Source organism: Kitasatospora sp. NPDC096128 (assembly GCF_040303105.1).
Classification (GTDB): Bacteria; Actinomycetota; Actinomycetes; order Streptomycetales; family Streptomycetaceae; genus Kitasatospora.
Genome location: NZ_JBEOSP010000019.1, coordinates 13,139 through 40,066, shown reverse-complemented (window position 1 = coordinate 40,066; position 26,928 = coordinate 13,139). Strand labels below are relative to the sequence as shown.

Here is a 26,928-nt window from a genome sequence, read left to right as displayed (position 1 = left end):
GGCCGCCCCCGGTCGGGGGCCGCACGCCCGGCTCACATGCTCCACCCGCCGTCCGAAACCGGACAAGGGCGGTGCGGATTACGAAATCAGTACTGCCCCGCCCGGTGCGAGGCGTACCCGCGGTTCACCACCGGCATCGCGCCGGGGCCCAGCAGCGGGCGCAGCGCGCCCGACCGCATCTTGTCCACCAGCGGCCCGCAGCGTCCGGCCAGCGGCGCGAGCACCAGGGCGACCAGGGTGCCGGTGAGGGCGCCGACCGCCACGTCGTGCGGGTAGTGCACGCCGACCCAGACCCGGGAGGCGGCCATCAGGGCCGCGAAGACGGTGGCGACGACGCCGAGCCGGCGGCTGACGAACCAGAGCGAGATCGCGGCGGCGAAGGCGATCACCGAGTGGTTGCTGGGGAAGGACCAGTCGCCGGCGGCCGGGCAGGTCTCCAGCGAGAGGCTGCCCTTGATCTGCGCGCACGGCCGGAGTTCCTCGACCATGCCCTTGAGCACCGAGTTGATGCCGTAGGCGACGACCACGATCACCGGGGAGGCGAGCACCTTGGCCATCACGGCGGAGTCGGCGCCGCGCGCCCGCCACCAGGCGTACAGCATGAACAGCGCGAACAGCCCGAGGCCGATCGCGGACCAGACCTTGATCACGTCGTCCAGCCAGTGCGGGGCCGACTGCGCCCACTTGTTCACCTGGGTGTACAGACCGCCGTCGATGCCACTGCCGTCGTACACGGCGAGAGCCCGAGAGGACATCACACGTCACCTCCGTGACGGCGCGCCTTACGGGCGCGGAACAGTTCGAGAACAATGGGGAGCACGGAGACAACTACTACCAGACCGATGATCGGCAGCAGATACTGGTCGATCCCGGGAATCGAGGAGCCGAGCCCGTACCCGGCCAGCACCACGCCGACGGTCCAGACCACGCCACCCGCCACCTGCCAGAAGGTGAACGAGCGGACCGGCACTTCGAGTACGCCGCACAGCGGGTTCAGCACCGTACGGACCACCGGGATGAATCGGGCCAGCACGATCGCCTTGCCGTGCCCGTACTTGGCCAGCAGCTCCTCGGCCCGCGCCACGCCCTCCAGCAGGCTCTTGCGCTTGGTGCGGCTCAGCAGCGCCCGGCCGCCGCGCCGGCCGATCAGGTAGCCGACCTGGGCTCCCGCCAGCGCGCCGACCAGGGCGGCGGGCAGCACCTGCCACAGGTGCAGCTGCGGGCCCTTGGTGGCGCCGGGCACGCAGAGCAGGCCCGCGGTGAACAGCAGCGAGTCGCCGGGCAGGAAGAAGCCCACCAGCAGGCCGGTCTCGGCGAACAGCACCACGGCGATGCCGAACGCGCCGAAGGCGGCGAGCAGCGAGGAGGCGTCCAGCGGGTTCACGGCGAGGTGGTCGCCCACCGCGAGGTGAACGGCGGGATCGGCAAGGAACTGGAGCAAGGCTGGCGGACCTCCCGTACGTTGGGGGGCGGTTCATCGCGGTTTCGCCGCGGAACCCGCCCGTACCGTCTACAGTGACGTAGACGGTCTACAAGACTGTAGACGATAACTGGAGGAAGCGCCGCCATGTCCGACGTACCGTCCGCCCGCCGGCCCGCCGGGGAGCTGGAGTCCGAGGTGCTGGCCGCCCTGTGGTCGGCCCGGCAGCCGATGACCCCGCAGGACGTCCAGACGGCGCTCGGCGGGGACCTCGCCCGCACCACCATCGCGACGATCCTGGCCCGGCTGCACGACAAGGGGACGGTCGAGCGCACCCGGGCCGGCCGCGCCTACGCCTACACCCCGACCGTCCAGGACACCGCGGGCCTCGCCGCCCGCCGGATGCACACCGAGCTCGGCCGTGAGGCGGACCGCTCCACCGTGCTCGCCCGCTTCGTCTCCGACCTCTCCGCCGAGGACGAGCAGCTGCTGCGCGACCTGCTCGGCGACGGCGACGGCAGCGGTGGCCATGGCAACGGCCACAGCCACGGCCACAGCACCGTCGCCGGCACCCGAACCGGCGGCACCGGATCGGCGGGCAGGCCGGGATCGGCGGGCGCACCGTGATGATCGCCGTCTGGGCGCCGCTGCTGCTGCCTTTCCTGGCCGTCCCGCTGGCCCGCCGGCTCGCCGAGGCGCTGGCGCCCCGGGCCGCCGCCTGGCTGCTGGCCGGTACCGCCACCGTCCTGGCCGGCGGCACCCTCTGCTCGCTCGGACTGCTCGCCGCCGCCGGACTGCTCCAGCTGCCCCCGGTCGCCGCCCTCGGCCACCTCTCGCTGCCCTGGCTCACCGCCGCCGCGCCCAGCGCCCCGCTCGCGGCCGCGGTGGCCGGCCTCGCCCTCGCCGCGCTCGCCGCGCTGGCGGTGCGGACGGCCCGCCGCCGACGCCTGGAACTGCGCACCGCCCGGGCCGCGCTGCCCACCCCGGGCCTTCCCTGCGGCGCCAGGACGGACGACACCGGGACGGATGACATCGGGACGGACGGCCCCGGGACGGACGGCGACCAGCATCCGGACATGCGCCCCCGGCGCGCCTCGATGCGCCCGGCGCGCGCCGCGCGGGGGCCGCAGGACTCCGTCCGGCAGGCCCTGGCCCGCCTCCGGCACCCCGCCGACCACCCGCTCACCGTGCTGGACGACGAGCGCGCCGACGCCTTCGCCCTTCCCGGCCGCCTGGGCCGCCCTGGCCGAGAGGGCGAGCCCGGCCGGATCGTGGTCACCTCCGGGATGCTGCGCGCCCTCGACGGGCCCGAGCGCTCCGCCCTGCTCGCCCACGAACGCGCCCACCTGACCGGCCGGCACCACGTCTTCCTCGCCCTCGCCGAGCACGCAGCCGACCTCCACCCGGCGCTCCGCCGGCTGCGCGCGCCCCTCGGGTACCACCTGGAGCGCTGGGCCGATGAGGTGGCCGCCGCCCGGGTCGGCGACCGCGCCGTGACCGCCCGCGCGGTCGGCCGGGCCGCCCTCGCCGCGAGCCGCTCGCCCTGGCCGGCCCGCCCCCGGCTGGTCGCCGCCGCCCACTCCGGCCCGGTCCCGCGCCGGGTCGCCGCCCTCCTCCAACCCCGCCCCTCGACCGCCCCGGCCACCCGGCTGCGGGCCGTCGCCCTGGCCCTGGCCGCCTGCCTGGCCCTGACCACGGGCGCCACCCTGGAGGCCACCGCCGACCTCCACCACACGGTCGAGGCCGCCCAGCACGAACCCGGCACGGAGCGCTAGCCGCCCGCACCCGAAGCCCGGCAGGGCCCTCGGCCAGTCCCGGCAAGGGGCCCTGGGCGGTCCCCGGCAAGGGGCACGGCAAGGCCCCCGGTCGGTCACCGCAAGGCCTCCGATCGGTCCCGGCACGAAGCCCCGCACCACCTCGGAGCGGTTTCCGTACCGACCGGTATCCGGACTTGGCAGACCCCATCCCCACACGCCCATCGCCCCCGTACGCTTTCGTCAGCGCGTCGACCACGGCGCGGCCTCGAACGGCGGCGAGGAGCAACGCGAGTGCGGCAGACCGGACGGCAGTCCCGACGACCAGAGCGCCGCACCCCGCCGACCGCGGCGGAGCTGGCCAAGGTCCACGAGCGCACCCTCGCCGACGCCGCCGCCCGCGAACTCGCCCTCCCCGAGCCCGGCGCACCCGGCACGCCGGGCCGGCTCGAACCCCGCCCCGAGATCGGCGACTCCTGGGCCCGGCTGCGCCGCCTCGGCCTCGACCCGGACGCCGGCGCCGCCTCCGTGCTGCTCGGCCCCGCCGAACTGGAGCAGCGCCGCCGGTCCAGCGGCCTCGACAACGTCATGCCGGTGCTGCGCGACACCCTGCTCGAACCGGTCGGCCAGGCGCCGCTGATCCTCGCCATCGCCGACGCCGAGGGCCACGTGCTCTGGCAGGAGGGCGAGCGGGGCCTGCGCCGCAGCGCCGACCGGATCGGCTTCGTCACCGGCGCCCGCTGGATCGAGGAGACGGTCGGCACCAACGGCATCGGCGTCGCGCTGCGCGCCCAGCGCCCGATGCACGTCCACTCCGCCGAGCACTACCTGCGCAGCCACCACACCTGGACCTGCGTGGCCGCGCCCGTGCACGACCCGGCCACCGGCCGCCTGGTCGGCGCCGTCAACCTCAGCGGCCCGGCCCACAACGTCCGCCCGTACCTGCTCCAGCTCACCGCCACCGCCGCCCGGCTCGCCGAGACCGAGCTGCGCGCCCACCGCCTGGAGGCGCTGAACCAGCTGCGCACCCTGGCCGCCCCGCTGCTCGCCCGGGTCGGCGGACCGGCCCTGGTGGTGGACGCGGCCGGCTGGACCGCCGCCTCGGCCGGGCTGCCGCCACGCGGCCGGCTGCGCATCCCCAGCGAGGGCTGGGCACCGGCTGCCGTGCACTGGGTGCCGGGCCTGGGCGAATGCGTGCTGGAACCGCTCGCGGACGGCTGGCTGGTGCGGCCCGTCCGCCCGCCCGAGGCGGACGGCTCCGGCACGGTGAGCGCCGAACGGGCCGAGGGCGCCCGGCTCCAGCTCGACCTGCGCCGACCGGACCGCCCCGAACTGTCCGTCCGAGGCGCGGCCGACAGCTGGTCGCACCCGGTCAGCCCGCGCCACGCCGAACTGCTGCTGCTGCTCGCCACCGCCCGCGAGGGCAGCACCGCGGCCCAGCTGGCCGAGGCGCTGTTCGGCGACGCGGGGCGGACGGTCACGGTCCGCGCCGAGCTGTCCCGGCTGCGCCGCTACCTGGGCGGCCTGCTGGCCCACCGGCCGTACCGCTTCGCCGACTCGGTGGTGGTCACGGTGGAGGGGCCGGCGGATCCGTTCGACCTGCTGCCCGCCTCCACCGCGCCCGCGGTACGGCGGCTGCGGACGGACCTGGCGGCGGGCCTGGTCCGGCTGCCCGGTGCGGCGGCTCCCGTGCCGTCACCGCGCCACGGCGGGGGCCCACCGGTCCCGGGCGGCCCGGTCGCGGGGGCGGCGACCTCGGCATAACGGCCGGAGGCGGCCCGGCCGCGACCGGCGGTTCCGGCCCTCAGCCGCCCGCGAGCAGCGCGGCCAACTGGGCGTCGGTGGGCCCGCAGTCGCGCTCGGCCTCGACCGAGACCAGCGCGTAGGTGCGGTCCAGCCAGGCCTGCACCCGGGGCTTGGAGGCCTCCAGCAGGGCGCTGCCGTGCGGGGATTCGAGCGCCAGGTGCAGCGTCGAGCCGTGGCAGGGGCAGTAGGCCGGCCACAGCTTGACGTCGCCCTGGCCGCTCAGCGTCTGCAGTCCGTCGCGCAGCAGGTCGCGGGAGAACACCCAGTCCGCCTCGTCCGGACGCCCCAGGTGGAAGGTCAGCAGCACCTCGTAGGGACGTGCGGCCTCGAAGCGGAACCGGGTGCGCACCTCGCCGACCACTTCGTCGCCCAGCGAGATCCGCAGCGTCAGCACCTCCTCCACCGCTGCCGGAGCGGCGGTGGAGCCGCCCCCATCGCCGCCCGTGGGGGTGGCGGCGAGGGGGGCACTGGAGGCTGCGGACAGCGGGTCGGGCGGCATGACGGTCTCTCCGGGAACGGCGCGGGATGCCATCAGCCTGCGCCACCCGCGGCCGGGCGGGCAAGGGTTGCAAGGGGGTTGCAATAACCCCCCTCCGGGCCGACCGCCCCTTACCAGGAATATCAGACGGACCGTCAACTTCCGCTCATCGAACGGGTGTCCGGAAAATGGAGGGATTCTGTCCGCCGTCCGGCCACCCGCTGGTACGCTCTCCCCCTCCCGACGCGGGCCCGCGGCGGGACCGGTCCGGGGCGGCCGGATCCGGGCCCGGTGGCACTGCGTGGGAGAATGCGGCGACGCGACGGCGGCTTCGGGGAGGGAGGGGTCCGGTGGCTGTGCGTGGGAACACCACGCGGGACGTGCAGCACGAACCCGCACGACAGGGCCGACACGGTCGGCCGCGCCCGTTCGGCGGCCGGCTCCGGCTGCCCACCCTGCGCTTCTCCGGCGCCGCGATGGCGATGTCCACCGTGGTCGGCATCAGCATCGCCACCACCCTCCTGCTGAACGAGCAGCAGGGCATCGGCCGTCGGGCCGGCGTCGCCCGGGTCGGCACCAGCCCGCCGCCCAGCCCGAGCGGGACCGATCAGGCCGAGGCCGCCTCCGAGCGGACCACGGACACTCCCCCACCCTCCGGCCGTCCGCACGAGCCGAAGCCCTCGGGGCACGCCTCCTCGCACCCGCCCGCTCCGGCCAACGCCGCGGCCACGCCGCCGTCCGGCCTGCGCGCCGGGACGGCCGCCCCGGTCACGCCGTCGACGGGTGGTCAGGCCTCCGCCGGGCACGACCCGCACCCCGCCACCGGCACCCCGGCGACCGGGACCTCCCCCTCCGCCCAGCCGCCCGCGTCCGCCGACCCGGCCGCGCCCGGCACCGGGCAGCCGGGCACGGGACAGCCGGGCACCGGCCAGCCGGACGCGGGGACGGCCGATGCGGGGCAGTCCCCGCACCCGCCCACGCTCCACCCGCCCGCACTCCAGCCGGCCGTGCCGGTCCGCCCCGGCGCCTTCGGCAACACCGACGGCACCAACTCCACCGATGCCGTTGACTCCGCCGACTCCGCCGAGCCGGAGGCCGACCAGGCCCTGGCCGGCGCCGGCCTGACCAGCACCGTCGGCCGGGACGGCCTCCGGCACGCGCTCGACCTCACCGTGACCGAACCGGTCACCGCGCTGCAGGCCGAATTCCGGCTCGCCCCGGGCGAGTTGGCCCCCGGCGCCGGCGCCGCCTGGACCGACCTGCCCGGCGCCGTGGTGACCACCCAGCAGGAACGCGGCGCCCTGGTCTACCGCTTCACCACCCCGCCCGGCACCGACGTCGAGCCCGGCCGCTACGGCTTCGTGGTGCGCGGCGCCCGCCCGGCCGAGCCGCACGGCCCGGTACGCAAGCCGGGCCCGCAGGAGAGCTGGAACGCCGCCGCCTTCGGCATCGACCGCCCCCGGGCGGTCGCCGCACTCGGCGGCTTCGGCCCGTCGGCGGCGCAGTCGGCCCCGCAGGCGGTCCAGCAGCCTGACCATCAGTCGGTACTGCGGGCCGCCCAGCAGTCGGCCCCGCAAGCGGTCCAGCAGCCTGACCATCAGTCGGCACCGCGACCCGCCCGGCACGTCGCACCTCAGGCCGTCCGGCCGTCGGCGCCCCGCACCCGCTGACCTCCCCTCTGCCGGTCCGATCGTCCGACGATCGACCGGCTCCCCGGGCTCATCCCCGTACCCCCGTTCGTTACTGTGAGCAGCACCCGGCCCGGCGGCCCCACCGGCCCCGGCCCAGGCCGTCGTTCCGCACCCGAGGAGGAGTCCTTGTCCACCGTCCTGACCCAAGGCGGCAACGCACCGCTGACCGCCGCGCGGGTGACCGTCGAGGTCACCGCGCCCAAGGCGCTGGACGTCTCCGGTCTGCTGCTGACCGACGCCGGCAAGGTCCGCTCGGACGCCGACTTCGTCTTCTTCAACGCCCCGCACGGCCCGGGCGTCAGCCTCCGCCCGGCCTCCGCCGGCACACCGGACGCGATCACCGTCGACACCCTGAGCGTCCCCGCCGACATCAGCAAGGTCGTGGTCACCGCCAGCCCGGCCGACCAGTCCGCGACTTTCGCCGGGATCGAGCCCACCGCCACCGTCCGGGACGCCGACACGGGCGCCGTGCTGGCCACCTTCACCCCGCCCCGGCTGGGTCTGGAGACCGCGCTCATCGTGGTCGAGGTCTACCGGCGCAACGGGGCCTGGAAGGTGCGCGCGGTCGGCCAGGGCTACGCCGACGGCCTGGCGGGCATCGCCACCGACTTCGGCGTCACGGTCGACGACTCCCCGACCCCGCCCCCGGCCGCGCAGTCGAGCGCGCCGACCGTCCAGATGCACTCCCCGGCCACCCCGCCGCTGCCTCCCGTACCGCCGGTCCCGCCCGTGCCGCCCGTGCCCCCGGTCCCGCCGGTCCCCGCGCTCGACCCCCGGATCGCCCTGGCCACCGTCCCGTCCATGCCCGTCGCGCCCCCGGAGCCCCCGGCACCGCTCCCCGCCCCCGCCGACCGCCCCAAGGTCACCCTGGACAAGGGCCGGGTCAGCCTGGTCAAGGGCAGCTCCGTCTCCCTGGTGAAGAACGGCCGCCCCTTCCTCTCCTCCGTCCGGATGGCCCTCGGCTGGGAGTCCGCCGCCCGCGGCCGCGACATCGACCTGGACGCCTCCTGTCTGGCCTTCGACGCCAAGCACCAGCGCCTGGAGACGGCCTGGTTCATGAAGCTGACCATCTTCAACGGCGCGATCGCCCACTCCGGTGACAACCTGGTCGGCGGCGACGGCGGCGACGACGAGGCGATCACCGTCCACCTGGACGGCCTGCCGGCCGAGGTCCACGCGCTGGTGTTCGTGGTCAACTCCTTCTCCGGCCAGAAGTTCACCGAGCTGCGGAACGCCTACTGCCGCCTGGTGGACGTCCGCACCGAGGAGGAACTGGTCCGCTTCGACCTCACCCAGTCCGAGCCGCGCACCGGCGTGGTGATGTGCAAGCTGGTCCGCCGCCCCACCGGCGAGTGGGAGATGACGGCGCTCGGCGAGTTCGTCGACGGCAAGACCGCCCGGGCGATGATCGAGCCCTCCGCCGCCCTCCTCTGATCCCGAACAGCTGATTCCGAACGTCCGATCCCGAACGTCCGATCCCGAACAGCTGATTCCGAACGCCTGACCCCGAACGTCAAAGCCACGCCCGCGAATTCACCCTCCCGAGGCATCAAGTCGCCCACGGATCGACTCGATTGACTCTCCGGGGGGTGACTCGCGCCCTCCCCCGCAGTCCTGCACCCGCAACACCCGTGCACCCGTGGAGGAGAGACCGTGCCCCGTGTCCCGTCCCGCCTCGCCGTCGCCGGCACCGCCGCGACCCTCGCCCTCGGCCTGATCACCCCCACCGCCGCCCAGGCCGCGGCCAAGCCCGCCACCCGCGCCGCCGCGCTGAAGTGGGCCGCCCTCGGCGACTCCTACACCGCGGGCGTCATCGAGGCCACCGGCGACCTGACCGCGCCCCAGGACGGCTGCGCCCGCACCACCGGCTCCTACCCCGAGCTCCTCCGCCGCGACCTCGGTTCCCTGGTCGACCTCCACAACGTCAGTTGCAGCGGCGCCACCAGCCCGGACGTCTACGCGGACAAGCAGAGCCCGCTCGGCCGTCCGCTCCCGCCGCTCGGCACCGACCCCGACGCCCCCTACCCGCCCGTCCCGCCGCAGATCGACACCGTCACCCCGGACACCGACGTGATCACCGTGGGCATCGGCGGCAACGACCTCGGCTTCGGCCAGATCCTCAAGGACTGCATCGAACTCGGCGCCACCCACCTCGGCCAGGGCACGCCCTGCAAGGACAAGTACGCCGCCCAACTGCCCGGCCGGCTCAACCGGCTGCGCACCGACTACGGCACCATGCTCGCCGCCCTCCGGGCGAAGGCCCCCTCTGCGAAGGTCGTCACCGTCGGCTACCCGCACCTGGTCCCCGAGGACGCCGCCCGCTGCCAGTACGGCAACCCGCTGCAGTTCGCCACCTTCACCACGGGCGACCTCGCCTGGGCCCGCACCGGCGTCCTGGAGCCGCTCAACCTGGTCATCGAGCAGGTGTCCTCGGCGCAGCAGGACACCTACGTGGACCTCTATCCCGGCTCCGCCGGCCACAGCGTCTGCGACGCCGACCACTGGCTGGACGGCGTGCTGACCAGCGTCGTGCCCCTCAGGTACGCGCTGGTCCACCCGAACGCCAGGGGCCAGGCCTTCGCCGCCGACCGGGTCGGGTCCGCCCTCCTCGGCAACTGACCCCCACCCGACGCGGCGGGCGGGAAAACCACTGGCCGGACCGCCCGTTCGGGATCATCCTGGTCGGATGATCATCCGCGAAGCCACCCCCGAGGACTGGCCGGCGATCTGGCCCTTCTTCCAGGCCGTCGTCGCCGCCGGCGAGACCTTCCCCTACCCCCTGGACATGCCCTCCGAGCTGGGCCGGGAGTGGTGGATGAAGACGGCCCCCGACCGCACGGTGGTCGCCGTCGACGAGGACGGCACGGTCCTCGGCACCGCCACCATGAACCGCAACCGCCCCGGCAACGGCGGGCACGTGGCCAGCGCCAGCTACCTGGTCGCCCCGGCGCAGCAGGGCAAGGGCATCGGGCGGGCCCTGGTCGAGTACACCCTCGACTGGGCCCGCCGGGCGGGCTTCCGCGCCATGCAGTTCAACGCCGTGGTCGCCAGCAACCACCACGCCGTCAAGCTCTACGAGTCGCTGGGCTTCGAGATCGTCGGCACCGTCCCCGAGGCCTTCCACCACCCGGTCGACGGCTACGTCGGCCTGCACGTCATGCACCGCCCGCTGTAGGCGGCTCACTCCTCGATCGCGCCGCCGACCCGCCGCAGGTGCCGCCGGAAGCTGTACGACGGGTCGGCGGCGCGCCGCTCCAGGAACTCCTCGAAGCGGGTCTGCTTCCGCAGGGTGTCCCCGGCGACGATCCGCTCCGCCTGCGCCCGCTCGGTGGCGGCGATCGCCGCGGCCGTCCGCAGCACCTCCCCGGCCCGGTCGGCGGGCACGAACAGCACCCCGTCCGGGTCCGCGAACACCACGTCCCCGACGCCCACCAGGTGCGGCCCGAACCGTGCCGACTCCAGCGCTTCCGGCTCCCGCCCGTCCAGCCGCAACGGCCCCACCGGCAGCGCGCCGTAGCTGAACACCGGCAGCCCGATCCCCACCAGCTCGGGCGTGTCCCGGTGCAGCCCCCACACCACGATCCCGGCCACCCCGGCGGCCCGCGCCTCCAGCACCGCGAGGTCCCCGATGCAGGCCTCGTCGGTCCGCCCGCCGTTGTCGACGACCAGCACGTCCCCGTCCAGCGCCGCCCCGTACGCCTCCAGGAACACGTCCACGCTCCCGTAGTGCCGCACCGGCAGCACCCGCCCCGCGACCCGCGCCCCGGCCACCACCGCCCCCACCCCCGCCGGCGCCGCCCGCACCCCCACCCCGAGCCGCACACAGGCATCCGCCACCAACGGCGTCGACAGCCCCTCGAACTCCTTCTGCATCCCCAACTCCTCCCATGAAAAGCCCAGTTGACCAGCACCGTCATGCTATGCCGGACCCCAAACTCACACCATCGAGTGAAAGTCCGCCGCGCGCTGCATCACCCGACCGACGGGCGAATAGCGTGACGCCCATCCGAAGGAGGGGCATCATGAGTGCTGTGGCGCATGAGCAACCGATCACGAACTCCCCATCGCAGGCCGACATCCTGCTGGAGAGCTTCCTGAGCCTGCACTCCCCCGAAGGCTTCCGAGCTGAGCTCATCGAGGGAGAGATCATCGTGGCACCACCGCCGGACGGCAGGCACGAGTACTACTTCGACCTGCTGATCGACGAAGTGAAGGCCAAGTCAACTGTCCGAATGCAGGGTTCCGGCAACAAGGGTCTTCGACTGGCCAGGGGAGGCCTCTGCCCCAAGAACTACGTCATCCCGGACCTGACCTTTGCCCCGAGAGAGCTCGACATCTTCTGGGACGCCCCACCCTGGATGGACCCGGACGGCGTCGCGATGGTCGCGGAGGTGACGTCGAGCAAGCCCGACCAGGACCGGATCACCAAGCGGCACTGCTATGCGCGCGCCGGCATCCCTCTCTACCTCCTCGTGGACCGCGAGAAGTCTCAGGTCAGCCTCTTCTCCAAGCCGCACCGCGAGGAGTACACCGAGGTCCACCTGGCCGCGTTCGGCGAGCCCCTCACCATCCCCGAGCCCTTCGACTTCGAACTGGACACCAAGCACTTCCACCGGGCCTAGAAACGCACAGCGGCCCGCACCCCCCGTCAGGGGTGCGGGCCGCTGCGTGTTCCGGGCGCGCGGTCAGCTACGGGTGGCCATGGCGCGCAGGAAGAAGGCGAGGTTGGCCGGGCGCTCGGCGAGGCGGCGCATGAAGTAGCCGTACCACTCCTGGCCGTACGGGAGGTAGACCCGCATGGTGTTGCCCTCCTCCGCGAGGCGCAGCTGCTCCTCGGGGCGGATACCGAACAGCATCTGGTACTCGAAGGAGTCCCGGTCGCGGTTGTTCCACTGGGCCAGCTGGCCGGCGATCTTGATCATGTTGGGGTCGTGCGAGGCGATCATCGGGTAGCCCTCGCCGGCCATCAGGATCTTGAGCGCGCGGACGTACGCGAGGTCGACCTCGTGCTTGCCCTGGAAGGCGACCGACTCGGGCTCCTTGTAGGCGCCCTTGCACAGCCGCACGCGCGAGCCGGCGCCGGAGAACTCACGGCAGTCGGCCTCGGTGCGGCGCAGGTAGGCCTGGAGGACGACGCCCAGCCAGGGGAAGTCCGCCCGCAGCTCGCGCGCGATGGCGAGGGTGGAGTCGGTGGTGGTGTGGTCCTCCATGTCGAGGGTCACCGTGGTGCCGGCGTCGGCGGCGGCCTCGCAGATGCGGCGGGCGTTCTCCAGCGCGATCTTCTCGCCGTCCACCGGCAGGAACTGGCCGACGGCCGACAGCTTGACGGACACCTCGGCGCCGGCCGCGAGGCCGGTCTCCTTGAGGGCCTTGAGCAGGTGCTCGTAGGCCTCGGCGGTGCCGGCGGCCTGGGCGGCGTCCTTCGTGTCCTCGCCGAGGTGGTCGAGGGTGACCTTGCGGCCGGTGGCGACCAGGTCGTCGGTCGCGGTGACGGCGTCGTCGAGGACGTCGCCGGCGACGAAGCGCTCGACTATCGCGTGGGTCGGCGGGAACTTCTCGACCACGGTGCGGACCTGGGGGGACCGGGAGGCCGCGAGAAGGGCGGAACGGAGCATCGTGACTCCTGGAGCTGGTGTTTCCAAGGGTGGCAGAAAGAGGGCCGGGGCGGCGGTACGGGGGTGAGCCGCCGCCCCGGCGGGGCGGCGCCCGGCTGCGGGGCCGGGCGTCGCGGGTGACCGTTGGCTACTGGCGCAGAGCGGTCGGGAGGGCTGGTCAGCCCATGTGCGGGTAGCGGTAGTCCGTCGGCGGGACGAAGGTCTCCTTGACCGAGCGGGTCGAGGTCCAGCGCGCCAGGTTCTGCTTGGCGCCGGCCTTGTCGTTGGTCCCGGAGGCCCGGCCGCCGCCGAAGGGCTGCTGGCCGACGACGGCGCCGGTCGGCTTGTCGTTGATGTAGAAGTTGCCGGCGGCGAAGCGCAGCTTGTGCATCGCGTCCTGGGCCGCGGCGCGGTCCTGGGCGATGATGGCGCCGGTCAGGCCGTAGGCCGAGACGGACTCCATCTGGGCCAGCATCTCCTCGTACTTCTCGTCCTCGTAGACGTAGACGGCGAGGATCGGGCCGAAGTACTCCTCGCGGAAGTACTCGGAGGCCGGGTCCTGGCAGACCAGGACGGTCGGGCGGACGAAGTAGCCGACCGAGTCGTCGTAGGTGCCGCCGGCCAGGACCTCGACGGAGTCGTCGGCGTGGGCGCGGTCGAGGGCGGCCTTGTTCTTGGCGAAGGCCCGCTCGTCGATGACGGCCGACATGAAGTTGGACAGGTCGGTGACGTCGCCCATGGTGAGGCCGTCGACCTCGGCGGCGAACTCGTCCTTGAGGCCGGCCCAGATCGAGGCGGGGACGTAGGCGCGGGAGAGCGCCGAGCACTTCTGGCCCTGGAACTCGAAGGCGCCGCGGGTCATCGCGGTCTTCAGCACGGCCGGGTCGGCGGACGGGTGGGCGACCAGGAAGTCCTTGCCGCCGGTCTCGCCGACGATCCGCGGGTAGGTGCGGTAGCCGGCGATGTTGTTGCCGACCTCGCGCCACAGGTGCTGGAAGGTGGCGGTGGAGCCGGTGAAGTGGATGCCGGCCAGCGCGGGGTGCTTGAGCGCGACGGCGGAGACGTCCAGGCCGTCGCCGGTCACCATGTTGATGACGCCCTTGGGCAGCCCGGCCTCCTCCAGCAGCTGCATCAGCAGGTGCGCGGAGTACTGCTGGGTGGGGGACGGCTTCCACAGCACCACGTTGCCCATCAGCGCGGGCGCGGTCGGCAGGTTGCCGGCGATCGCGGTGAAGTTGAACGGGGTGATCGCGTAGACGAAGCCCTCCAGCGGGCGGTGGTCGCTGCGGTTCCACACACCGTCCGAGGAGATCGGCTGCTCGGCCATGATCTGGCGGGCGAAGTGCACGTTGAAGCGCAGGAAGTCGACCAGCTCGCAGGGGGTGTCGATCTCGGCCTGCTGGGCGGTCTTGGACTGGCCGAGCATGGTGGCGGCGGCCAGGGTCTCGCGCCAGGGGCCGGCCAGCAGGTCGGCGGCCTTGAGGAAGATCGCGGCGCGGGAGTCGAAGGAGAGCGCCTGCCAGGCCGGGGCAGCGGCCAGGGCAGTGTCGATGGCCTCCTGCGCGTCGGCCTGGGTGGCGTTGCGCAGGGTGCCGAGCCGAGCCGCGTGGTTGTGCGGCTGGACGACGTGGATCTCGGTGCCGCCGCCCATCCGGCGCTCACCGTTGATCGTCATGGTCAGCTGGACCGGCTCCTGGCCGCCCAGCTCCTTCAGCTTGGCCTCCAGACGAGCCCGTTCGGGGCTCCCGGGGGCGTAGCTGTGGACCGGCTCGTTCACCGGCGCGGGGACCTGGGTCACAGCATCCATGAAGCGCACGCTCTCCTTCGTTCAGTGCGGGGGAAGGCCTGCGCGGGTCGCGCCCAGGCCACAGCACGAACGCTAATCCTGGCCGCCCGGCCACTTGATTGGCCGGGCGGCTAAAGTCCCCCGTACGGCGTTGTCCGGCCCGACGAAAGCGGTCACGCGGTGGTCACGGCGGCCCGTCAGGCAGCCCGGCCGGTCCGGCCCGCCTGCCCCGCCCGACCCACCGGCACCACCCGCCGCTCCCAGTCGATCCGGTATCCGTGCACCGGCCGGAGCATCTTCTCCGGGCTCATGAAGGTCCGCATCATGATCGGCGCGACCAGCCGGAACAGCAGCCGCCCGACCGGCCCGGCGGACTTCTGGCTGTTGGTGCGTTCGGCGTCGGCGGCGATCTTCTCCACCCGGGGCCGGCGCAGCGCCTCGTACGCGGCGAAGGCCTCGCTGTGGTCGGGCAGGTCGCGCAGGCAGCGGGCGAGTTCGACGGCGCTCTCGACGGCCAGCGAGACGCCCTGGCCGGAGCTGTTGGACGGCGCGTGCACGGAGTCGCCGACCAGCACCATCCGGCCGCGGTACCAGTGCGGGACGGACGGCATGATCTCCAGCCGGGGGAAGGTCTCGACCGTCCCGGCGTCGGCGACCCGCAGCACCTCGCGGGCGGGCAGGTCGTCGGCGTGCAGTTCGCGGCAGCGGCGCAGCCAGTCCTCCGGGCTCACCGTCCGGGCCTGCTCGGCGGTCAGCTGCTCGGGCTGCGGGATGTTGCTGAACCAGGCCGTGCCGCTGCCGTCGGCGAGGCCCCAGTAGCCGAAGAAGGCGCGGGCGCCGTTGGCGAAGTGCACGGTCTCGCCGCGGCCGGCCCGGCCGGGGAGCCGGTAGGGGCTGTAGCCGCCGACGCCGAGCAGCCCGGTGTACTCGGCGGCGGGCGCGGCCGGGTCGATCAGGGTGCGGACGGTGGAGCCGGTGCCGTCGGCGCCGATCAGCAGGTCGCCGGTGGCGCTGGTGCCGTCGGCGAAGTGCGCGGTGATGCCGTCGGCGCCCTCCTCGACGCCCACCAGCCGCTTGCCGTACCGGACTTCGAGGCCCACCTCGTGCAGCCGCCGTTGCAGCACCTGGTACAGCTCGGCGCGCCGCATCAGCCGGCCGCGGGGCAGGTCGGCGAGGCCGGCGAACTCGGCCAGCACGCCGCCCCTGCCGTCCTCGATCACCATCGGCCCGACCGGCTGGCCGATCACGCCGACCTCGGCCCCCAGCCCGACGACGGCCAGCGCACCGAGCCCGTTGGGGGCGATCATGAAGGTTCCGCCGATGCCTTCGGCGGAGGTCTCGTAGGCCTCGAAGACCTCCGCCTCGATGCCGGCCTCGCGCAGGGCGAGCGCCGTCACCGGTCCGGCGATGCCGCCGCCGATGACCAGGGCCTTCTTCGACGTACGCGGTGCGTTCATTGCAGCCTCCCGAAGTACTCCTGCCAGGTCCGGACGAAGTCCGGCTCCTGGAGCTGGGTGATGAGGCGCTCGACGAAGGCGATCTCGGTCTCCAGGCCGCCGACCCGGTACTCCTCCTCGATCAGGAAGAGCCAGCCGACGCCCTCCTCGGTGGCCTTGCGCAGCGTCGCCCGGATCTCGGCCACCTCGGCGGTCAGGGCGGCCCGGCGCCGCTCCAGGAGCTCCACGGACTCGGCCGGCGGGAGCACCATGAGCAGCGACAGCGAGACCCCGAACGCGGGGTACTCGTGCTGCGGTTCGGCGACGAGTTCGCGCATCCAGTCGTAGAGCTCCGCCTTCCCCTCTCCGGTGAGGGCGTAGACGGTGCGCTCGGGCCGCTGGGTGTCGCGGACGGTCTCCTGCTCGGCGACGAACCCGGCCTTCCGCAGCTGCTCCACGACCATGTACAGCGAGCTGCGGTTGTACTTGATGTTGCGGTCCTTGGCGTGTTCCTTGAGCCGACGACCCATCTCGTACGGATGCATCGGCCCGGCCAGGAGTTCGGCCAGGACCGCGAGAGCCAGCGGGTTCGACACCTTGCGTCGCTTCGCCACGAGACATCCTCATCTCTTGGTCAGTACCGACTATCCATCTCTGAATAGTCAGAGTCAACTATTTACGAGTGGCGGACCTCAACTCTGTCCGTCCGGCTAAAATCAACCACACACCGTTGTCCGAGCGGATGAAGGAGGCCCGGAGTGACCACCCCCGGCCTTCCGCTCCGCCAGTTGCTGATGTCGCTCGGCGAGCCCCTGGTCGAACTCCAGGCCGCCCCACTGGGGTTGGACGTCCCCGTGCGCGACGTCGCCATCCTCGACCCGGAGGACCCGCCGACCGCCTCCCCCGGCGAACTCGTCCTCGCCATCGGCGCCCGCGGCCGCGCCGCCCTGCCCGCCCTGCGCGCGGCCGGCCGGGCCCGCGCCGCCGCCGTCGCGGTCAAGCTGGACGCCCCCGGCCAGGCCGACGCCCTGCGCGAGGCCGCCACCGAGGCGGGCGTCGCCCTGCTCTCGGTGCGCCGGGAGACCCGCTGGGAACACCTCGACTCGCTCGCCCGGGCGATCATCGCCGGCCCCGACGCCCCGGACGCCTCCGGCGCCCCCGGTGCCCCCGAACCCAACGCGGGCGACCTCTTCTCCCTCGCCCAGACCGTCGCCGTGCTCACCAACGGCATCGTCTCGATCGAGGACACCTCCAGCCGGGTCCTCGCCTACTCCCGCTCCTCCGACTCCGACGAGGTCGACGACCTGCGCCGGCTCTCCATCCTCGGCTGGCAGGGCCCGGAGCCGTACCTGTCCAAGCTCCGCGAGTGGGGCATCTTCCAGCACCTGCGCAGCTCGGACACCCCGATCGCGGTCGAGCCCCACCCCGAACTGGGCCTGCGCCGCCGGCTGGCGGTCGGCATCCGGGCCGGGGCGCAGCCGCTCGGCACCATCTGGGTGCAGGAGGGCGCCCAGCCGCTGGCCGCGCACGCCGAGCAGGCCCTGGTCGGCGCCGCCCGCGTCGCGGCCGCCCAACTGGTGCGCCGCCGCCGCGAGTTGTCCGCCGACGTCCGACTCACCCAGACCCTGCTGACCGGACTGCTGGAGGGCTCCACCGGCCCCCAGTCACTGGCCACCCACCTCGGCCTGGACCTGCGCCGCCCGGCCACCGTGCTCGCCTACGGCGCCCACACCACCGAGGCGCTGCACCGCTCCGACGTCACCGGCCTGATCTCGGTGCACACCGCCGCCCGGCACCGCGCCGCCCTGCTCGCCCCGATCGAGTCCCGGGTCTACGTGCTGCTGCCCGAACTGCCGCCCGGCCTGCCGATGACCACCGTGCGCGGCTGGGCCGCCGAGGTGGTCGCCGCCGCCCGGGAGCACCTCGGCGTCCCGCTGCGCGCCGCGATCGGCTCGACTGTCGAGGGCCTGTCCCAGGTGCCGGACTCCCGGGCCCAGGCCGACCGCATCCTGGACGCGATGGGCCGCGGCGGGGTGGACCTCGACGTCGCGGCGCTGATCGACGTCCAGGCCGAGGTGCTGGTCAGCGAGGTGCTGGCACTGCTCCAGGACCGCACCGGCCTGCGCGACCCGCGGCTCACCGCGCTGACCGAGTACGACCGCCGGCACGGCACCCGACTCGCCGAGTCGGTGCTCGCCTGGCTGGACGCGCTCGGCGAGGTCCGGGTCGCCGCCGACGCCCTGCACATCCACCCCAACACCCTGCGCTACCGGGTCCGCCGCGCCGAGCAGTTGACCGGCGTCGACCTCGCCCAGCCGCAGCAGCGGCTGCTGGCGATGCTGCAACTGCGGCTGCCCGCGGACGAATAGGGCCTGTCTTCAGGCTCCCGCCTGCGGACCGAGACGCCGGGAGTCCGAATCCGGACCCTAGGACCCGCCCCGCGTGGCCCGCCACTGCTCCCAGGCCGCCAGCCACAGCTGCTCCACCAGCCGGTGCTCCTCCCAGCCGCCCGCCCCGGCGCTCCCCGGGCGCTCCCGCCACAGCTGCTCCCAGGCCCGCTGCGCCGACCGGCTCGCCACCTCGCTGGCGAACACCGTGTACCGGATCACCTCCTCGACCGCCGCCTCCCCCTCCGGCGTGCCGACCAGCCAATGGGTCTGCTGGGAGAGCCGGTTGAGGTGGTTGACCATCGAGGTCACCGCCGCCGCGGCCTCCTCCCGGGTCTCCGTGGCGAGCCGCATCTGCTGGCGCACCGCCGCCTCCCAGCGCACCGCGCAGACGTCCCCGCGCAGCCCGCGCGGCAGCCTCGGCGTCCGCCCGACCCGCACCTGCGCCTCGATCGCGGCGGCCTCCGCGATGCTCTGGGCGATCAGCTCCCGGTGCGCCTCCAGCCCGATGGCGGGCGGCAGTTCACGCTCCTCGACCGGCACGTAGCGGGCCCGCCGGGAGGCCAGGTCGCGCAGCAGCTCGGTGCGTCCGCGCAGGTAGCACTCGAAGTCCCCGATACCGGCGAGCTCCACCCCGCCGGGGGGCAGCCCGCGCCCGCACACCGTGACGGCCTGCCCGTCGACCCGCAGCCGCCCGGCCCACACCGGCCCGGCCACTGCGGCCCCGCCGCTCCCGCCGGCCGGGGCGCCGGTCGGCCCGCCGGGCACCGGCCAGTCCTCGTGCACCTCCACCGCACAGGGCACGCCGTCCACGGTGATCCACTCACGCAGCGCCCGCACCCGGCCCGGCCCGTCGCCCTCGTCGATGCCCAACTGCTCGTAGACGCGGTCCCGTTCGTCCTCGACCACGTCCTCCAGCTCGGGCAGCACCTCACAGACGTCGGCCCCCGGCCGGTAGGTGCGCACGGTCACGTACGGTCCGGCCGCGGTCGTCCAGTCACCGCACTGCACCTCGACCCAGCGCAGCTCGCCGCCGCAGGTCTCGAAGGCCGCGAGCGCCTCGCCCCGGCCCGCCGGCCCGGCCACTCCGTACACCGGGAAGTCCACCGCGGCGAGGGTCCGGCGGGAGAACTCCTCCTGGTCGGCGAAACGATCCTGCCTGCCCGGCCGCTCCGGCACCGACGGCTCGACGCTCTCCTTCCGGGGCCTTCCGCCGCTCTCCCGCACCATCCTCCGCCGCACCCCCGAGTCCTCGCGCCCGCACCGCTGACGCCACCTTACGTGCCCGGAGCTGCCGGGTCATCAGCTCCACTGCCGTCCGGGGGCGGTGGCCGTGTCCATCGGCCAGGATGTCAGCCGCCCTCCCTACGCTGGCGGCATGACAGCACAGAACGACGCAGCCCAGCCCGCCTTCCCCGCCCGGATCAGCATCGTCACCCTCGGCGTCTCCGACCTCGACCGCAGCGCCCGCTTCTACCAGGACCTCGGCTGGAAGCGCTCCTCCGCCTCCAGCCCCGAGATCGTCTGGTTCCGCACCGCCGACTCGGTGCTGGGCCTCTTCCCCTCCGAGGAGCTGGCCGCCGACGCGGGCGTACCCGCGACCGGCGAGCCCTCCTTCCGCGGCGTCACCCTCGCGGTGAACCTGGAGTCCCCCGCGCTGGTGGACGCCGCGCTGCTCACCGCCGTCGAGGCCGGCGCCGTGGTGGTCAAGCCGCCGGTCCCGACCAGCTGGGGCGGCTACTCCGGCTACTTCGAGGACCCGGACGGGCACCTGTGGGAGCTGGCCCACAACCCGTTCTTCCCCTTCACCGAGGACGGCTCGCTGGACCTCCCCTAGCGCCCCGGGCCCGGCCCTCAGCCCTTCGACCGCGCCTTGAAGGCCGCCTTGCGCGCCTCCTTGGCGAGCGCCCGGTCCGTGTGCAGCTCGCCGATCGCCTCCAGGACGTCCGCCGTGTACGGGTGGTCGACCCGCCACAGCTCGCCGAACCACGACGCCGGATCGCCCTTCACCGGCAGGTCCGCGATCAGCTCGCGCAGCAGCGCCGCGTCGCCGCCGCTGTCCAGCAGCTGGGCGGCGAAGGTGTCGACCACCGTCCACAGCGCCATCGTCCGGTCCGGCACCGGCACGTCCGACGCACCCAGCGCCGACAGCCAGGCCCGGGCCGCGCCGCCCAGCTCCGGGTCGTCCAGCACCTCCCGGACGGCCGGCTCGGCGCCCGCCCCCAGCAGGTCGAGCGCCGAGACGCACAGCATCCGGCGCAGCGGCCCGTACGCGTCGTCGCCGCGCGCCGCCGCCAGCAGCTCGCGCGCCGCCGGCTCCGGATCGCGGCCGGCCACCCAGACCCGCAGCTCCTCCTCCGGCAGCACGTTGGCCGACTCGCACACCCCGCGCAGCAGCTCGGCCGCGTCCCCCTGGGCCAGCTCGCCGACCAGCGGCGCGTCGTAGCCGTCCTCCAGCAGCCACTGCCGGATGCCGTACTGGCCGAGCGGGGTGAGCCGGACCAGCCCGAAGCGGGCCGACTCCTCCTCGTCCAGCGGCTCGTCGCCGACGACGGCGGGCTCCTCGCCCTCCTCCTCGTCGAACAGCTCCGGGTCGATCGGCCGGTACTCCAGCAGGCCCAGCTCGGCGAGGTCGCCCAGCATCGGGTCCAGGGCGACCATCACATCGGTGATGTCGCCGAGCAGTTCCTCGCTCGGCTCCTCGCCCTCCGGCACCACCAGCAGCGCGGCCAGCACGCCCAGCGGGACGGTCTCGTTGCCCGGCTCGGCGAAGGCGGTGGTCTCGTACAGCACCTGCAGCGCCTCGTCGAGCAGCTCGGCGGCGGCGTCCCGGGCCTCCTCGACCTCGCTCAGGGCGTCCTCGTCCTCCTCGTCCGCCCCGGCGGCCCGCTCCTCCCCCTCCTCGCCCGCTTCCTCCTCCGGCAGCGAGTCCGCCTCCACCGCCAGCTCCCGGACGATCCCGGCGGCCGTCAGCCACAGCTCCAGGACGGTCTCCGCGTCCCCCTGCTCGGCGGGCTCCAGGTCCGGGCCCGGCACGGCGACGTGCTCGCCCTCCTTGGTCATGCCCAGCTCCACCAGGTCCAGGTCGCAGGCCAGCGACCAGGCCCGCAGCGCCTCGACCTCGGCCTCCTCGGGCACCTCGCCCTCGGCCGGGGCCAGCCCGAGCAGCCGGGCGACCGGCGCCCGGTCCTCCTCGACCAGGTCGCCGAACTCGTCCACCACCCGGTGCGGGGCCGCCCAGCGGGCCAGCGCCAGCGCGTAGCCGAACATCGGCACGGCCTTCGCCTGCTCGGCCAGCTCCGACTCGGACGGCAGCTTCACCGGCGGTACCAGGACCGCCGCGTCGTCCAGGTCCTCGTCGTCCAGACCGTGTGCGGCGAACGCCCCGTAGAGGTCCTGGAGCTCCAGGTCCGCGGGCAGGACCGCCTCGGCCGCGCCCTCTCCGGCCGAAGCCCCCGCGTTCTTCCGACGTCGTCCGGCCATCGTCGTGTGCTCTCCCTCAGCCAGCGGTCAGCTCGAACAGCCCCGCGTGTCGATCTACCACCTCAGCGTATAGGCCGGGCACCCCCGATGCCCGGCCTCACGGGGCGCGCACAGGGGCGCGCGCCGCTTCCGTACGCCCACCCCTTATCCTTCGCATTGGCACCGCGCACAACCCCGCGCGGGCCATCGGGCAACGAAGCCCCCTTCTCTCAGCTCACCCGCTCCACCAGGGAGCCCCGCACCGCGGCCACCACCACAGCGCCTCAGGACGGGCGCGCCGGCACACCCCGCCGACCCCGGTGGCGCCCGGCCACAGGAGACCCCTGCCATGGCGGACCTCTCCCCCGCCGGCTCCGCGCTGCGCACCGCGCAGCTCGACGGACGCCGACTGTCGGAGGCCCTGCTCCCCCTGGAGCTCGCGCCCCGCGCCCAGCTCCAGCTCGCCGCGATCAGCCGCTGGAACGCGCTGCGCGGCATACGCGTCGGCCTGGTCGCCGCCGCCCTGCTGCTGATGCTGATCGGTGCCAACCTGGCGACGCCGATCTACCCGATGATCCAGCAGCGTCTCGGCCTCGGCCCGCTCGACACCACGGTCCTCTTCACGATCTACGTCTTCGCGCTGGTCCCGGTGCTGGCCGTGGTCGGCCACTGGTCCGACCACCTCGGCCGACGCGCCCTGATCCTGCCCGCAGTGGTCCTGGCCGCCGCCGGCGACGTGGTGTTCGCCACCTCCGGCAGCTTCTGGCAGCTCGCCCTCGGCCGGGCCGTCCAGGGCATCGCCGTCGGCCTGTCCACCGGCGCCGCCGGAGCCGCCCTCGGCGACCTGCTGCCCGACCACCCGACCCTCGCCGCCAAGCTCACCCTGGCCTGCTCCGCGGGCGGCGTCGCCCTCGGCCCGATCGTCGGCGCCCTGCTGTCCGGCGGCTCCGACCCGCTGCTGACGCCTTTCCTGCTGCACGCCGTCGCCCTGCTCGCGCTCTGCGTGCCGCTGGCCGTGGTCCACCCCCGGATGCCCGGCCGCAACCGCCCGCCCGCGTCGCCGCCGCGCATCACCACCCCGGCCCACCTGCGCCCCCAGCGCCTGCGGCTGCCCCGCACCGGGCGCCGCGAGTTCCTGCTCGCCGCCTCGGCCGGCTTCATCTCCTACGCGGTCTTCGGCGTCTACCTCAGCCTGGCCCCCGCCTTCTCCGCCAAGCTGCTGCACACCCCCTCGCACCTGACCGGCGCGATCGTGGCCGCCCTGCTGCTCGGCTCCTCCGCGATCGCCCAGCTGCTCGTCCCGCCGACCTCCGACCGTACGGTCATCGCCCTCGGCATGACCGGCCTGGCCGCCGGCCTGGGCCTCGTCGTCGCCGCCGGGTACACCGGCACCCCCGCCCTGCTGTTCATCGGCAGCGTCCTCGGCGGCGCCTGCCAGGGCGTCGCCTTCCGCTCCCTGTTCACCACCGCCGTCGCCGCGATGGACCCGGAGCGCCGCGGCTCCGAGATGAGCGCCCTCTGGGTCATCGTCTACCTCGGCAGCTCCGCCCCGATCATCGCCGTCGGCGCCCTGGTCAAGAGCTACGGCCTGCTCCCCGCCATCAGCGGCTTCGCCACCGTCGCCGCCCTCCTCTGCACCGCCCTGGCCCTCGCCGTCGCCCGCAAGCCCAAGGCGCACTGACCGACACCGCTCGACGCCGGACGCCGCCGTCCCGATTCCTCCGGGACGGCGGCGTCCGGCGTTCCCAGCCCCGTGCCGTGCGGCTAGCGGGCCCGGGCGACCATGCGCCACAGGCGGGACGGGGCGGGGAGGCCGAGTTCGGTGCGCAGGCGGCGTTCGTAGCGTTCGACGTCCTGGAGGGCGTCGCCGGGGTTGCCCTCGGCGAGGTGGGCGCGGATGAGGCACGCCTGGCTGCTCTCGCGCAGCGGGTCGGCCCGGACGGCGGCGCCGGCCGCGGCCACCGCTTCCGGGAAGCGGCCGGTCCCGACGAACCCGCAGGCCAGGGCCTCCAGGGCGTGCACCCGCAGGCGCCTCCAGTTGTCCGCCTCCAGCAGCGCCCAGTCCTCGTACCAGCCCGGGAGCAGGTCCACCGAGAGGTCCTCCACCGCGGCCAGCCCGAAGGCGTCCCGGCCCGGCGCCGTACCGGGTGCCAGGATCCGGCGGGCCAGCGACCGGGCCTCGCGCAGGTCCACGCCGACGCCGTCGGCCGGCCTCAGCTCGGCCGGGCCGATCTCCAGCGCCGCCCGGCCCGCCGCCGGCAGGCGAACCAGCGCCGAACGCAGGCTCGCCAGCGCACAGCGCTCCGTCGCGTCCGGCCACAGCGTCCCGGCGACCAGCCCGCGCGGCACGTTCCCGTTGCAGCACAGCGCGACGAACGCGAGCAGTCGCTCCGCCCCCGCGGACACGACCACCGGCACGCCGCCCGCCGAGAGGACGAAGCCGCCGAGCAGGCCCAGTCGCACGCCCGCACCGCGGACCGGTGGGCGCCGATCGCCGCAGGCCATCGAACCACCCGCTCTTCGTGTACGGACAAGCTCCTCCTCCATGCTGCCCCGCACGCCGCACCCTGTCGACCTCAGCCGAACTCAGTCGAAGTTGACGCAGTACCCGACCGGGATCGACCCTGTGACCCTGCCGGAGACGAGGTCGATCGCCCGCACGGTGGCGTTCTTCGTCCCGCAGTCGAACGGATGGCCGGTGGGCAGGCCGAAACTGCCGCCCGCGAACCCGGCGTTCCGCACCGCTGTCACGGTCCGCGACCACTCCACGGTGCCGGTGGAGTTCAGCACGATCTGCACCCGCACCGCGCCACCGACGTTGAAGTGGTCACCGTCGAGGTGCAGTTGGCCGTTCTTGTCGTCGGCCCAGATCCGCACCGCCAACCGCCGGTCGTCGGCCTGCCCGTTGTCGAAGCGCGTCTGCGAGCGGGTCTGCGGCGTCACGCACACGGTGTCGCCGACCCAGGCCTCGCGCCAGACGAAGCCCTGCACGCAGAAGCCGTCCGGTTGGGTCCGGAAAGGCACCTGGCTGTTGTCGAACGCCGCCTGCGACCGCACGTCCGGGGTGACGCACACGTGGTCCCCCGGCCTGGCGTCCCGCCAGACGAAGCCCTGGCGGCAGGTGTCGGGCCCGAAGTCCTGGGCGTGCGCCGGAAACGCCCCCAGCGCGCCGCCGCCGAGTGCCAGAACCGCGGCCACGGCCGTACTCGCCCCGGCCCGCAGGATCCGTCGAGTGCTCATCGTCAGCACCTCCTCGAAGAACCTGCGCCCAGCCTGCCCCGCCCCCCGTCACCCCACCGTGACGCCCGGGAATGCCGCCGCACCGGCGCCGGCTGAACACCCGCGCATCACCCGACGCGACTCAGCATCTGCCCACCCCGCTTCACCCGCCGCCGGGTGAACACCCGCTCGCCGTCCCCTCGTTGAGCAGGTCAAGGGCGGCTGTTCACCCCCTGAGCGGCGCTCGGCGCCTACGCGTTCCAGGCCTTCCAGGCGTCGGTGCTGATCTCGACGTCGAACGGCTCCGGCAGTCGGACGGACTCGCCGAACTTCCACTCACCCAGAACCTCGTACGTCCCCTCGCCGCGGTTCGGCTCGCCGAACAGTGTGACGCCGAGCTGACGATGATCGCGGTCCACCAGCAGGTAGTACGGCACACCGGTCCGCGCGTACCCACTCCACTTGGTGGGCTTGACCTGCCGACCGAACATCGGACGGCGGTCGTGGCGTGCGTTGGACGAGGATGTGACCTCGACCACCAGTTCGAGATCGTGTGGATGCAGATGCAGAGAGTCCTCCGCCCGCTTCTCCGCATGCGTCTCCGTGCTCACGACCACCATGTCAGGGATGTAGCCGTCCCCGATCTCGACCAGGTCCAAGTTGATCGCCTGAACAGCCCGCCACGGGTACCCCGGATCAGCGAGTCGGGCGGCCAGAAAGGATTCCTGGATGTCCGAGGGGATTCCTGCGTGGGCGTACACCGGCGCCGGTGACACGACGAACTCTCCTCCGATCACCTCGACCCGAGTGCCATCGTCCGGAATCCGCAAGTACTCGTCGAGCTCCCCCCGGACCCACATGGCGTACGGCGAGTCGGGCAACGTCCAGTGCCCAGTTGCTTCCACAGCCATCACGTCGCTCCCTTCACGGTCGCGGCACCAGCCTGGCCGCCCAGCCGCAGATATACCACTGCCGCACAAACCTTTCCCCCGAAGGAGAGGTTTGCGCGGCAGCGGGTTGACGATCGGTGAACGGCCTCAGACGTTGAAGCCGAGCGCCCGCAGCTGGTCGCGGCCGTCGTCGGTGATCTTGTCCGGGCCCCACGGCGGCATCCAGACCCAGTTGATGCGCAGGTCCTGGACGAGGCCGTCGGTGGCGGTCTTGGCCTGGTCCTCGATGACGTCGGTCAGCGGGCAGGCCGCCGAGGTGAGCGTCATGTCGATGGTGGCCACGTCGGACTCGTCGATGTGGATGCCGTAGATCAGGCCCAGGTTGACGACGTCGATGCCCAGTTCGGGGTCGACGACGTCCATCAGGGCCTCGGTCAGGTCCTCGACGGACACGGTGCCGGCGGTGGTGCCGACGATGACGACGCCGTTCGGCTGGTCCTCCGCAGCGGAGGGGGTTTCGTCGGTCATGGTCATTCCTCCTCTGCAGGATCAGTCGTTCACAGCGGGGTGCTGGGCGAGCGCCTGGGCGGTGGCGTCCTTCCAGGCCATCCAGCTGAGCAGGGCGCACTTGACCCGGGCCGGGTACTTGGAGACGCCGGCGAACGCGACCGCGTCCTCCAGCACCTCCTCGTCGCCCTCGCCCTGGCCCTTGCTCTGCATCAGCTCCAGGAAGGCCTCCTGGACGGCCTGGGCCTCGCCGACGGTCTTGCCGACGACCAGCTCGTTCAGCACCGAGGCACTGGCCTGGCTGATCGAACAGCCCTGGGACTCGTACGAGACGTCGGTCACCTTGGCACCGTCGAGCTTCACCCGCAGGGTGATCTCGTCGCCGCACGTCGGGTTGACGTGGTGCACCTCGGCGTCGCCGTCCCGCAGCCCCTTGCCCTTCGGGTTGCGGTAGTGGTCCAGGATGATGTCCTGGTACATCGAGTCGAGCTTCATGAT

The 26,928-nt window shown here is 73.8% G+C and carries 26 protein-coding genes; 11 read left to right on the top strand and 15 right to left on the bottom strand.

Going from position 1 to position 26,928, the window contains the following annotated elements; translation table 11 throughout:
• Positions 1-86: 86 nt before the first annotated feature.
• Positions 87-755: a phosphatase PAP2 family protein gene (locus ABTY61_RS21820; RefSeq protein ID WP_350506685.1), complete on the bottom strand. Its 669-nt coding sequence runs from the start codon at positions 753-755 to the stop codon at positions 87-89.
• Positions 755-1,441 (bottom strand): DedA family protein, encoded by a 687-nt coding sequence (locus ABTY61_RS21815; protein ID WP_350506684.1) that lies wholly within the window; start codon positions 1,439-1,441, stop codon positions 755-757. The genes ABTY61_RS21820 and ABTY61_RS21815 overlap by 1 nt, the downstream gene beginning before the upstream one ends.
• Positions 1,442-1,567: 126 nt before the next feature.
• Between ABTY61_RS21815 and ABTY61_RS21810 the strand changes: the two genes are divergently transcribed.
• The 3 genes from ABTY61_RS21810 to ABTY61_RS21800 all read left to right on the top strand — a co-directional run bounded on the left by ABTY61_RS21810 (position 1,568) and on the right by ABTY61_RS21800 (position 4,938).
• Positions 1,568-2,047, top strand: a complete 480-nt coding sequence (locus ABTY61_RS21810) for a BlaI/MecI/CopY family transcriptional regulator (RefSeq protein ID WP_350506683.1) — start codon at positions 1,568-1,570, stop codon at positions 2,045-2,047.
• The gene (locus tag ABTY61_RS21805; protein ID WP_350506682.1) at positions 2,047-3,195 is read left to right on the top strand and encodes a M56 family metallopeptidase; all 1,149 of its coding nucleotides are present in this window, start codon (positions 2,047-2,049) and stop codon (positions 3,193-3,195) included. Before ABTY61_RS21810 ends, ABTY61_RS21805 begins: the two co-directional genes overlap by 1 nt.
• A gap of 273 nt (positions 3,196-3,468) precedes the next feature.
• Positions 3,469-4,938, top strand: a complete 1,470-nt coding sequence (locus ABTY61_RS21800; RefSeq protein WP_350506681.1) for a GAF domain-containing protein — start codon at positions 3,469-3,471, stop codon at positions 4,936-4,938.
• 40 nt (positions 4,939-4,978) lie between these two features.
• Here the strand turns inward: ABTY61_RS21800 and ABTY61_RS21795 are convergent, their stop codons facing one another.
• A complete protein-coding gene (locus tag ABTY61_RS21795) occupies positions 4,979-5,479 on the bottom strand; it encodes an SsgA family sporulation/cell division regulator (protein ID WP_350506680.1) in 501 nt (166 codons plus the stop codon).
• A 329-nt stretch (positions 5,480-5,808) separates the two neighbouring features.
• On the opposite strand from ABTY61_RS21795, the gene ABTY61_RS21790 reads away from it, so the two are divergent.
• From ABTY61_RS21790 to ABTY61_RS21775, 4 genes are all read left to right on the top strand, one after another.
• Complete coding sequence (locus ABTY61_RS21790; protein ID WP_350506679.1) at positions 5,809-7,128, top strand: hypothetical protein; 1,320 nt, start codon at positions 5,809-5,811, stop codon at positions 7,126-7,128.
• A 159-nt stretch (positions 7,129-7,287) separates the two neighbouring features.
• Positions 7,288-8,583, top strand: a complete 1,296-nt coding sequence (locus ABTY61_RS21785) for a TerD family protein (RefSeq protein WP_350506804.1) — start codon at positions 7,288-7,290, stop codon at positions 8,581-8,583.
• Positions 8,584-8,802: 219 nt separating this feature from the next.
• Entirely contained in the window at positions 8,803-9,768 is a 966-nt protein-coding gene (locus ABTY61_RS21780; RefSeq protein ID WP_350506678.1) for an SGNH/GDSL hydrolase family protein, read from the top strand.
• Positions 9,769-9,835: 67 nt separating this feature from the next.
• A complete protein-coding gene (locus ABTY61_RS21775) occupies positions 9,836-10,324 on the top strand; it encodes a GNAT family N-acetyltransferase (RefSeq protein WP_350506677.1) in 489 nt (162 codons plus the stop codon).
• Positions 10,325-10,329: 5 nt separating this feature from the next.
• Here ABTY61_RS21775 and ABTY61_RS21770 read toward each other — a convergent pair whose 3' ends face one another.
• Positions 10,330-11,022 carry an RraA family protein gene (locus tag ABTY61_RS21770; RefSeq protein ID WP_350506676.1) on the bottom strand — a complete coding sequence of 231 codons (693 nt, stop codon included), beginning with the start codon at positions 11,020-11,022 and terminating at the stop codon, positions 10,330-10,332.
• A 149-nt stretch (positions 11,023-11,171) separates the two neighbouring features.
• Here ABTY61_RS21770 and ABTY61_RS21765 point away from each other — a divergent pair, with 149 nt between their 5' ends.
• Entirely contained in the window at positions 11,172-11,771 is a 600-nt protein-coding gene (locus ABTY61_RS21765) for a Uma2 family endonuclease (protein WP_350506675.1), read from the top strand.
• A gap of 63 nt (positions 11,772-11,834) precedes the next feature.
• On the opposite strand, the gene ABTY61_RS21760 is transcribed toward ABTY61_RS21765, so the two are convergent.
• From ABTY61_RS21760 to ABTY61_RS21745, 4 genes are all read right to left on the bottom strand, one after another.
• Entirely contained in the window at positions 11,835-12,764 is a 930-nt protein-coding gene (locus ABTY61_RS21760; RefSeq protein ID WP_350506674.1) for a proline dehydrogenase family protein, read from the bottom strand.
• Positions 12,765-12,921: 157 nt separating this feature from the next.
• The gene (gene pruA, locus ABTY61_RS21755; protein WP_350506673.1) at positions 12,922-14,550 is read right to left on the bottom strand and encodes an L-glutamate gamma-semialdehyde dehydrogenase; all 1,629 of its coding nucleotides are present in this window, start codon (positions 14,548-14,550) and stop codon (positions 12,922-12,924) included.
• 176 nt (positions 14,551-14,726) lie between these two features.
• Complete coding sequence (locus ABTY61_RS21750; RefSeq protein WP_350506672.1) at positions 14,727-15,986, bottom strand: FAD-dependent oxidoreductase; 1,260 nt, start codon at positions 15,984-15,986, stop codon at positions 14,727-14,729.
• Complete coding sequence (locus ABTY61_RS21745) at positions 15,983-16,579, bottom strand: PadR family transcriptional regulator (protein WP_350506671.1); 597 nt, start codon at positions 16,577-16,579, stop codon at positions 15,983-15,985. Before ABTY61_RS21745 ends, ABTY61_RS21750 begins: the two co-directional genes overlap by 4 nt.
• 144 nt (positions 16,580-16,723) lie before the next feature.
• On the opposite strand from ABTY61_RS21745, the gene ABTY61_RS21740 reads away from it, so the two are divergent.
• Entirely contained in the window at positions 16,724-18,334 is a 1,611-nt protein-coding gene (locus ABTY61_RS21740; RefSeq protein ID WP_350506670.1) for a PucR family transcriptional regulator, read from the top strand.
• A 57-nt stretch (positions 18,335-18,391) separates the two neighbouring features.
• On the opposite strand, the gene ABTY61_RS21735 is transcribed toward ABTY61_RS21740, so the two are convergent.
• Entirely contained in the window at positions 18,392-19,594 is a 1,203-nt protein-coding gene (locus ABTY61_RS21735; protein WP_350506669.1) for a hypothetical protein, read from the bottom strand.
• A 136-nt stretch (positions 19,595-19,730) separates the two neighbouring features.
• Here ABTY61_RS21735 and ABTY61_RS21730 point away from each other — a divergent pair, with 136 nt between their 5' ends.
• The gene (locus ABTY61_RS21730; RefSeq protein WP_350506668.1) at positions 19,731-20,189 is read left to right on the top strand and encodes a VOC family protein; all 459 of its coding nucleotides are present in this window, start codon (positions 19,731-19,733) and stop codon (positions 20,187-20,189) included.
• Positions 20,190-20,206: 17 nt separating this feature from the next.
• Here the strand turns inward: ABTY61_RS21730 and ABTY61_RS21725 are convergent, their stop codons facing one another.
• Positions 20,207-21,835, bottom strand: a complete 1,629-nt coding sequence (locus ABTY61_RS21725; RefSeq protein WP_350506667.1) for a hypothetical protein — start codon at positions 21,833-21,835, stop codon at positions 20,207-20,209.
• A gap of 328 nt (positions 21,836-22,163) precedes the next feature.
• Here ABTY61_RS21725 and ABTY61_RS21720 point away from each other — a divergent pair, with 328 nt between their 5' ends.
• On the top strand, positions 22,164-23,495 hold the full coding sequence (locus ABTY61_RS21720; protein ID WP_350506666.1) for an MFS transporter: 1,332 nt from the start codon (positions 22,164-22,166) through the stop codon (positions 23,493-23,495).
• Positions 23,496-23,578: 83 nt separating this feature from the next.
• Here ABTY61_RS21720 and ABTY61_RS21715 read toward each other — a convergent pair whose 3' ends face one another.
• From ABTY61_RS21715 to sufU, 5 genes are all read right to left on the bottom strand, one after another.
• Positions 23,579-24,277, bottom strand: a complete 699-nt coding sequence (locus tag ABTY61_RS21715; protein WP_350506665.1) for an AfsR/SARP family transcriptional regulator — start codon at positions 24,275-24,277, stop codon at positions 23,579-23,581.
• A gap of 123 nt (positions 24,278-24,400) precedes the next feature.
• Positions 24,401-25,054, bottom strand: coding sequence for a hypothetical protein (locus ABTY61_RS21710; RefSeq protein WP_350506664.1), 654 nt, complete (start codon positions 25,052-25,054; stop codon positions 24,401-24,403).
• Between the two features lie 230 nt (positions 25,055-25,284).
• A complete protein-coding gene (locus ABTY61_RS21705; RefSeq protein WP_350506663.1) occupies positions 25,285-25,944 on the bottom strand; it encodes a Uma2 family endonuclease in 660 nt (219 codons plus the stop codon).
• Positions 25,945-26,070: 126 nt separating this feature from the next.
• A complete protein-coding gene (locus tag ABTY61_RS21700; protein WP_350506662.1) occupies positions 26,071-26,451 on the bottom strand; it encodes a metal-sulfur cluster assembly factor in 381 nt (126 codons plus the stop codon).
• Positions 26,452-26,472: 21 nt separating this feature from the next.
• Complete coding sequence (sufU, locus tag ABTY61_RS21695; protein WP_350506661.1) at positions 26,473-26,925, bottom strand: Fe-S cluster assembly sulfur transfer protein SufU; 453 nt, start codon at positions 26,923-26,925, stop codon at positions 26,473-26,475.
• Positions 26,926-26,928: the final 3 nt, after the last annotated feature.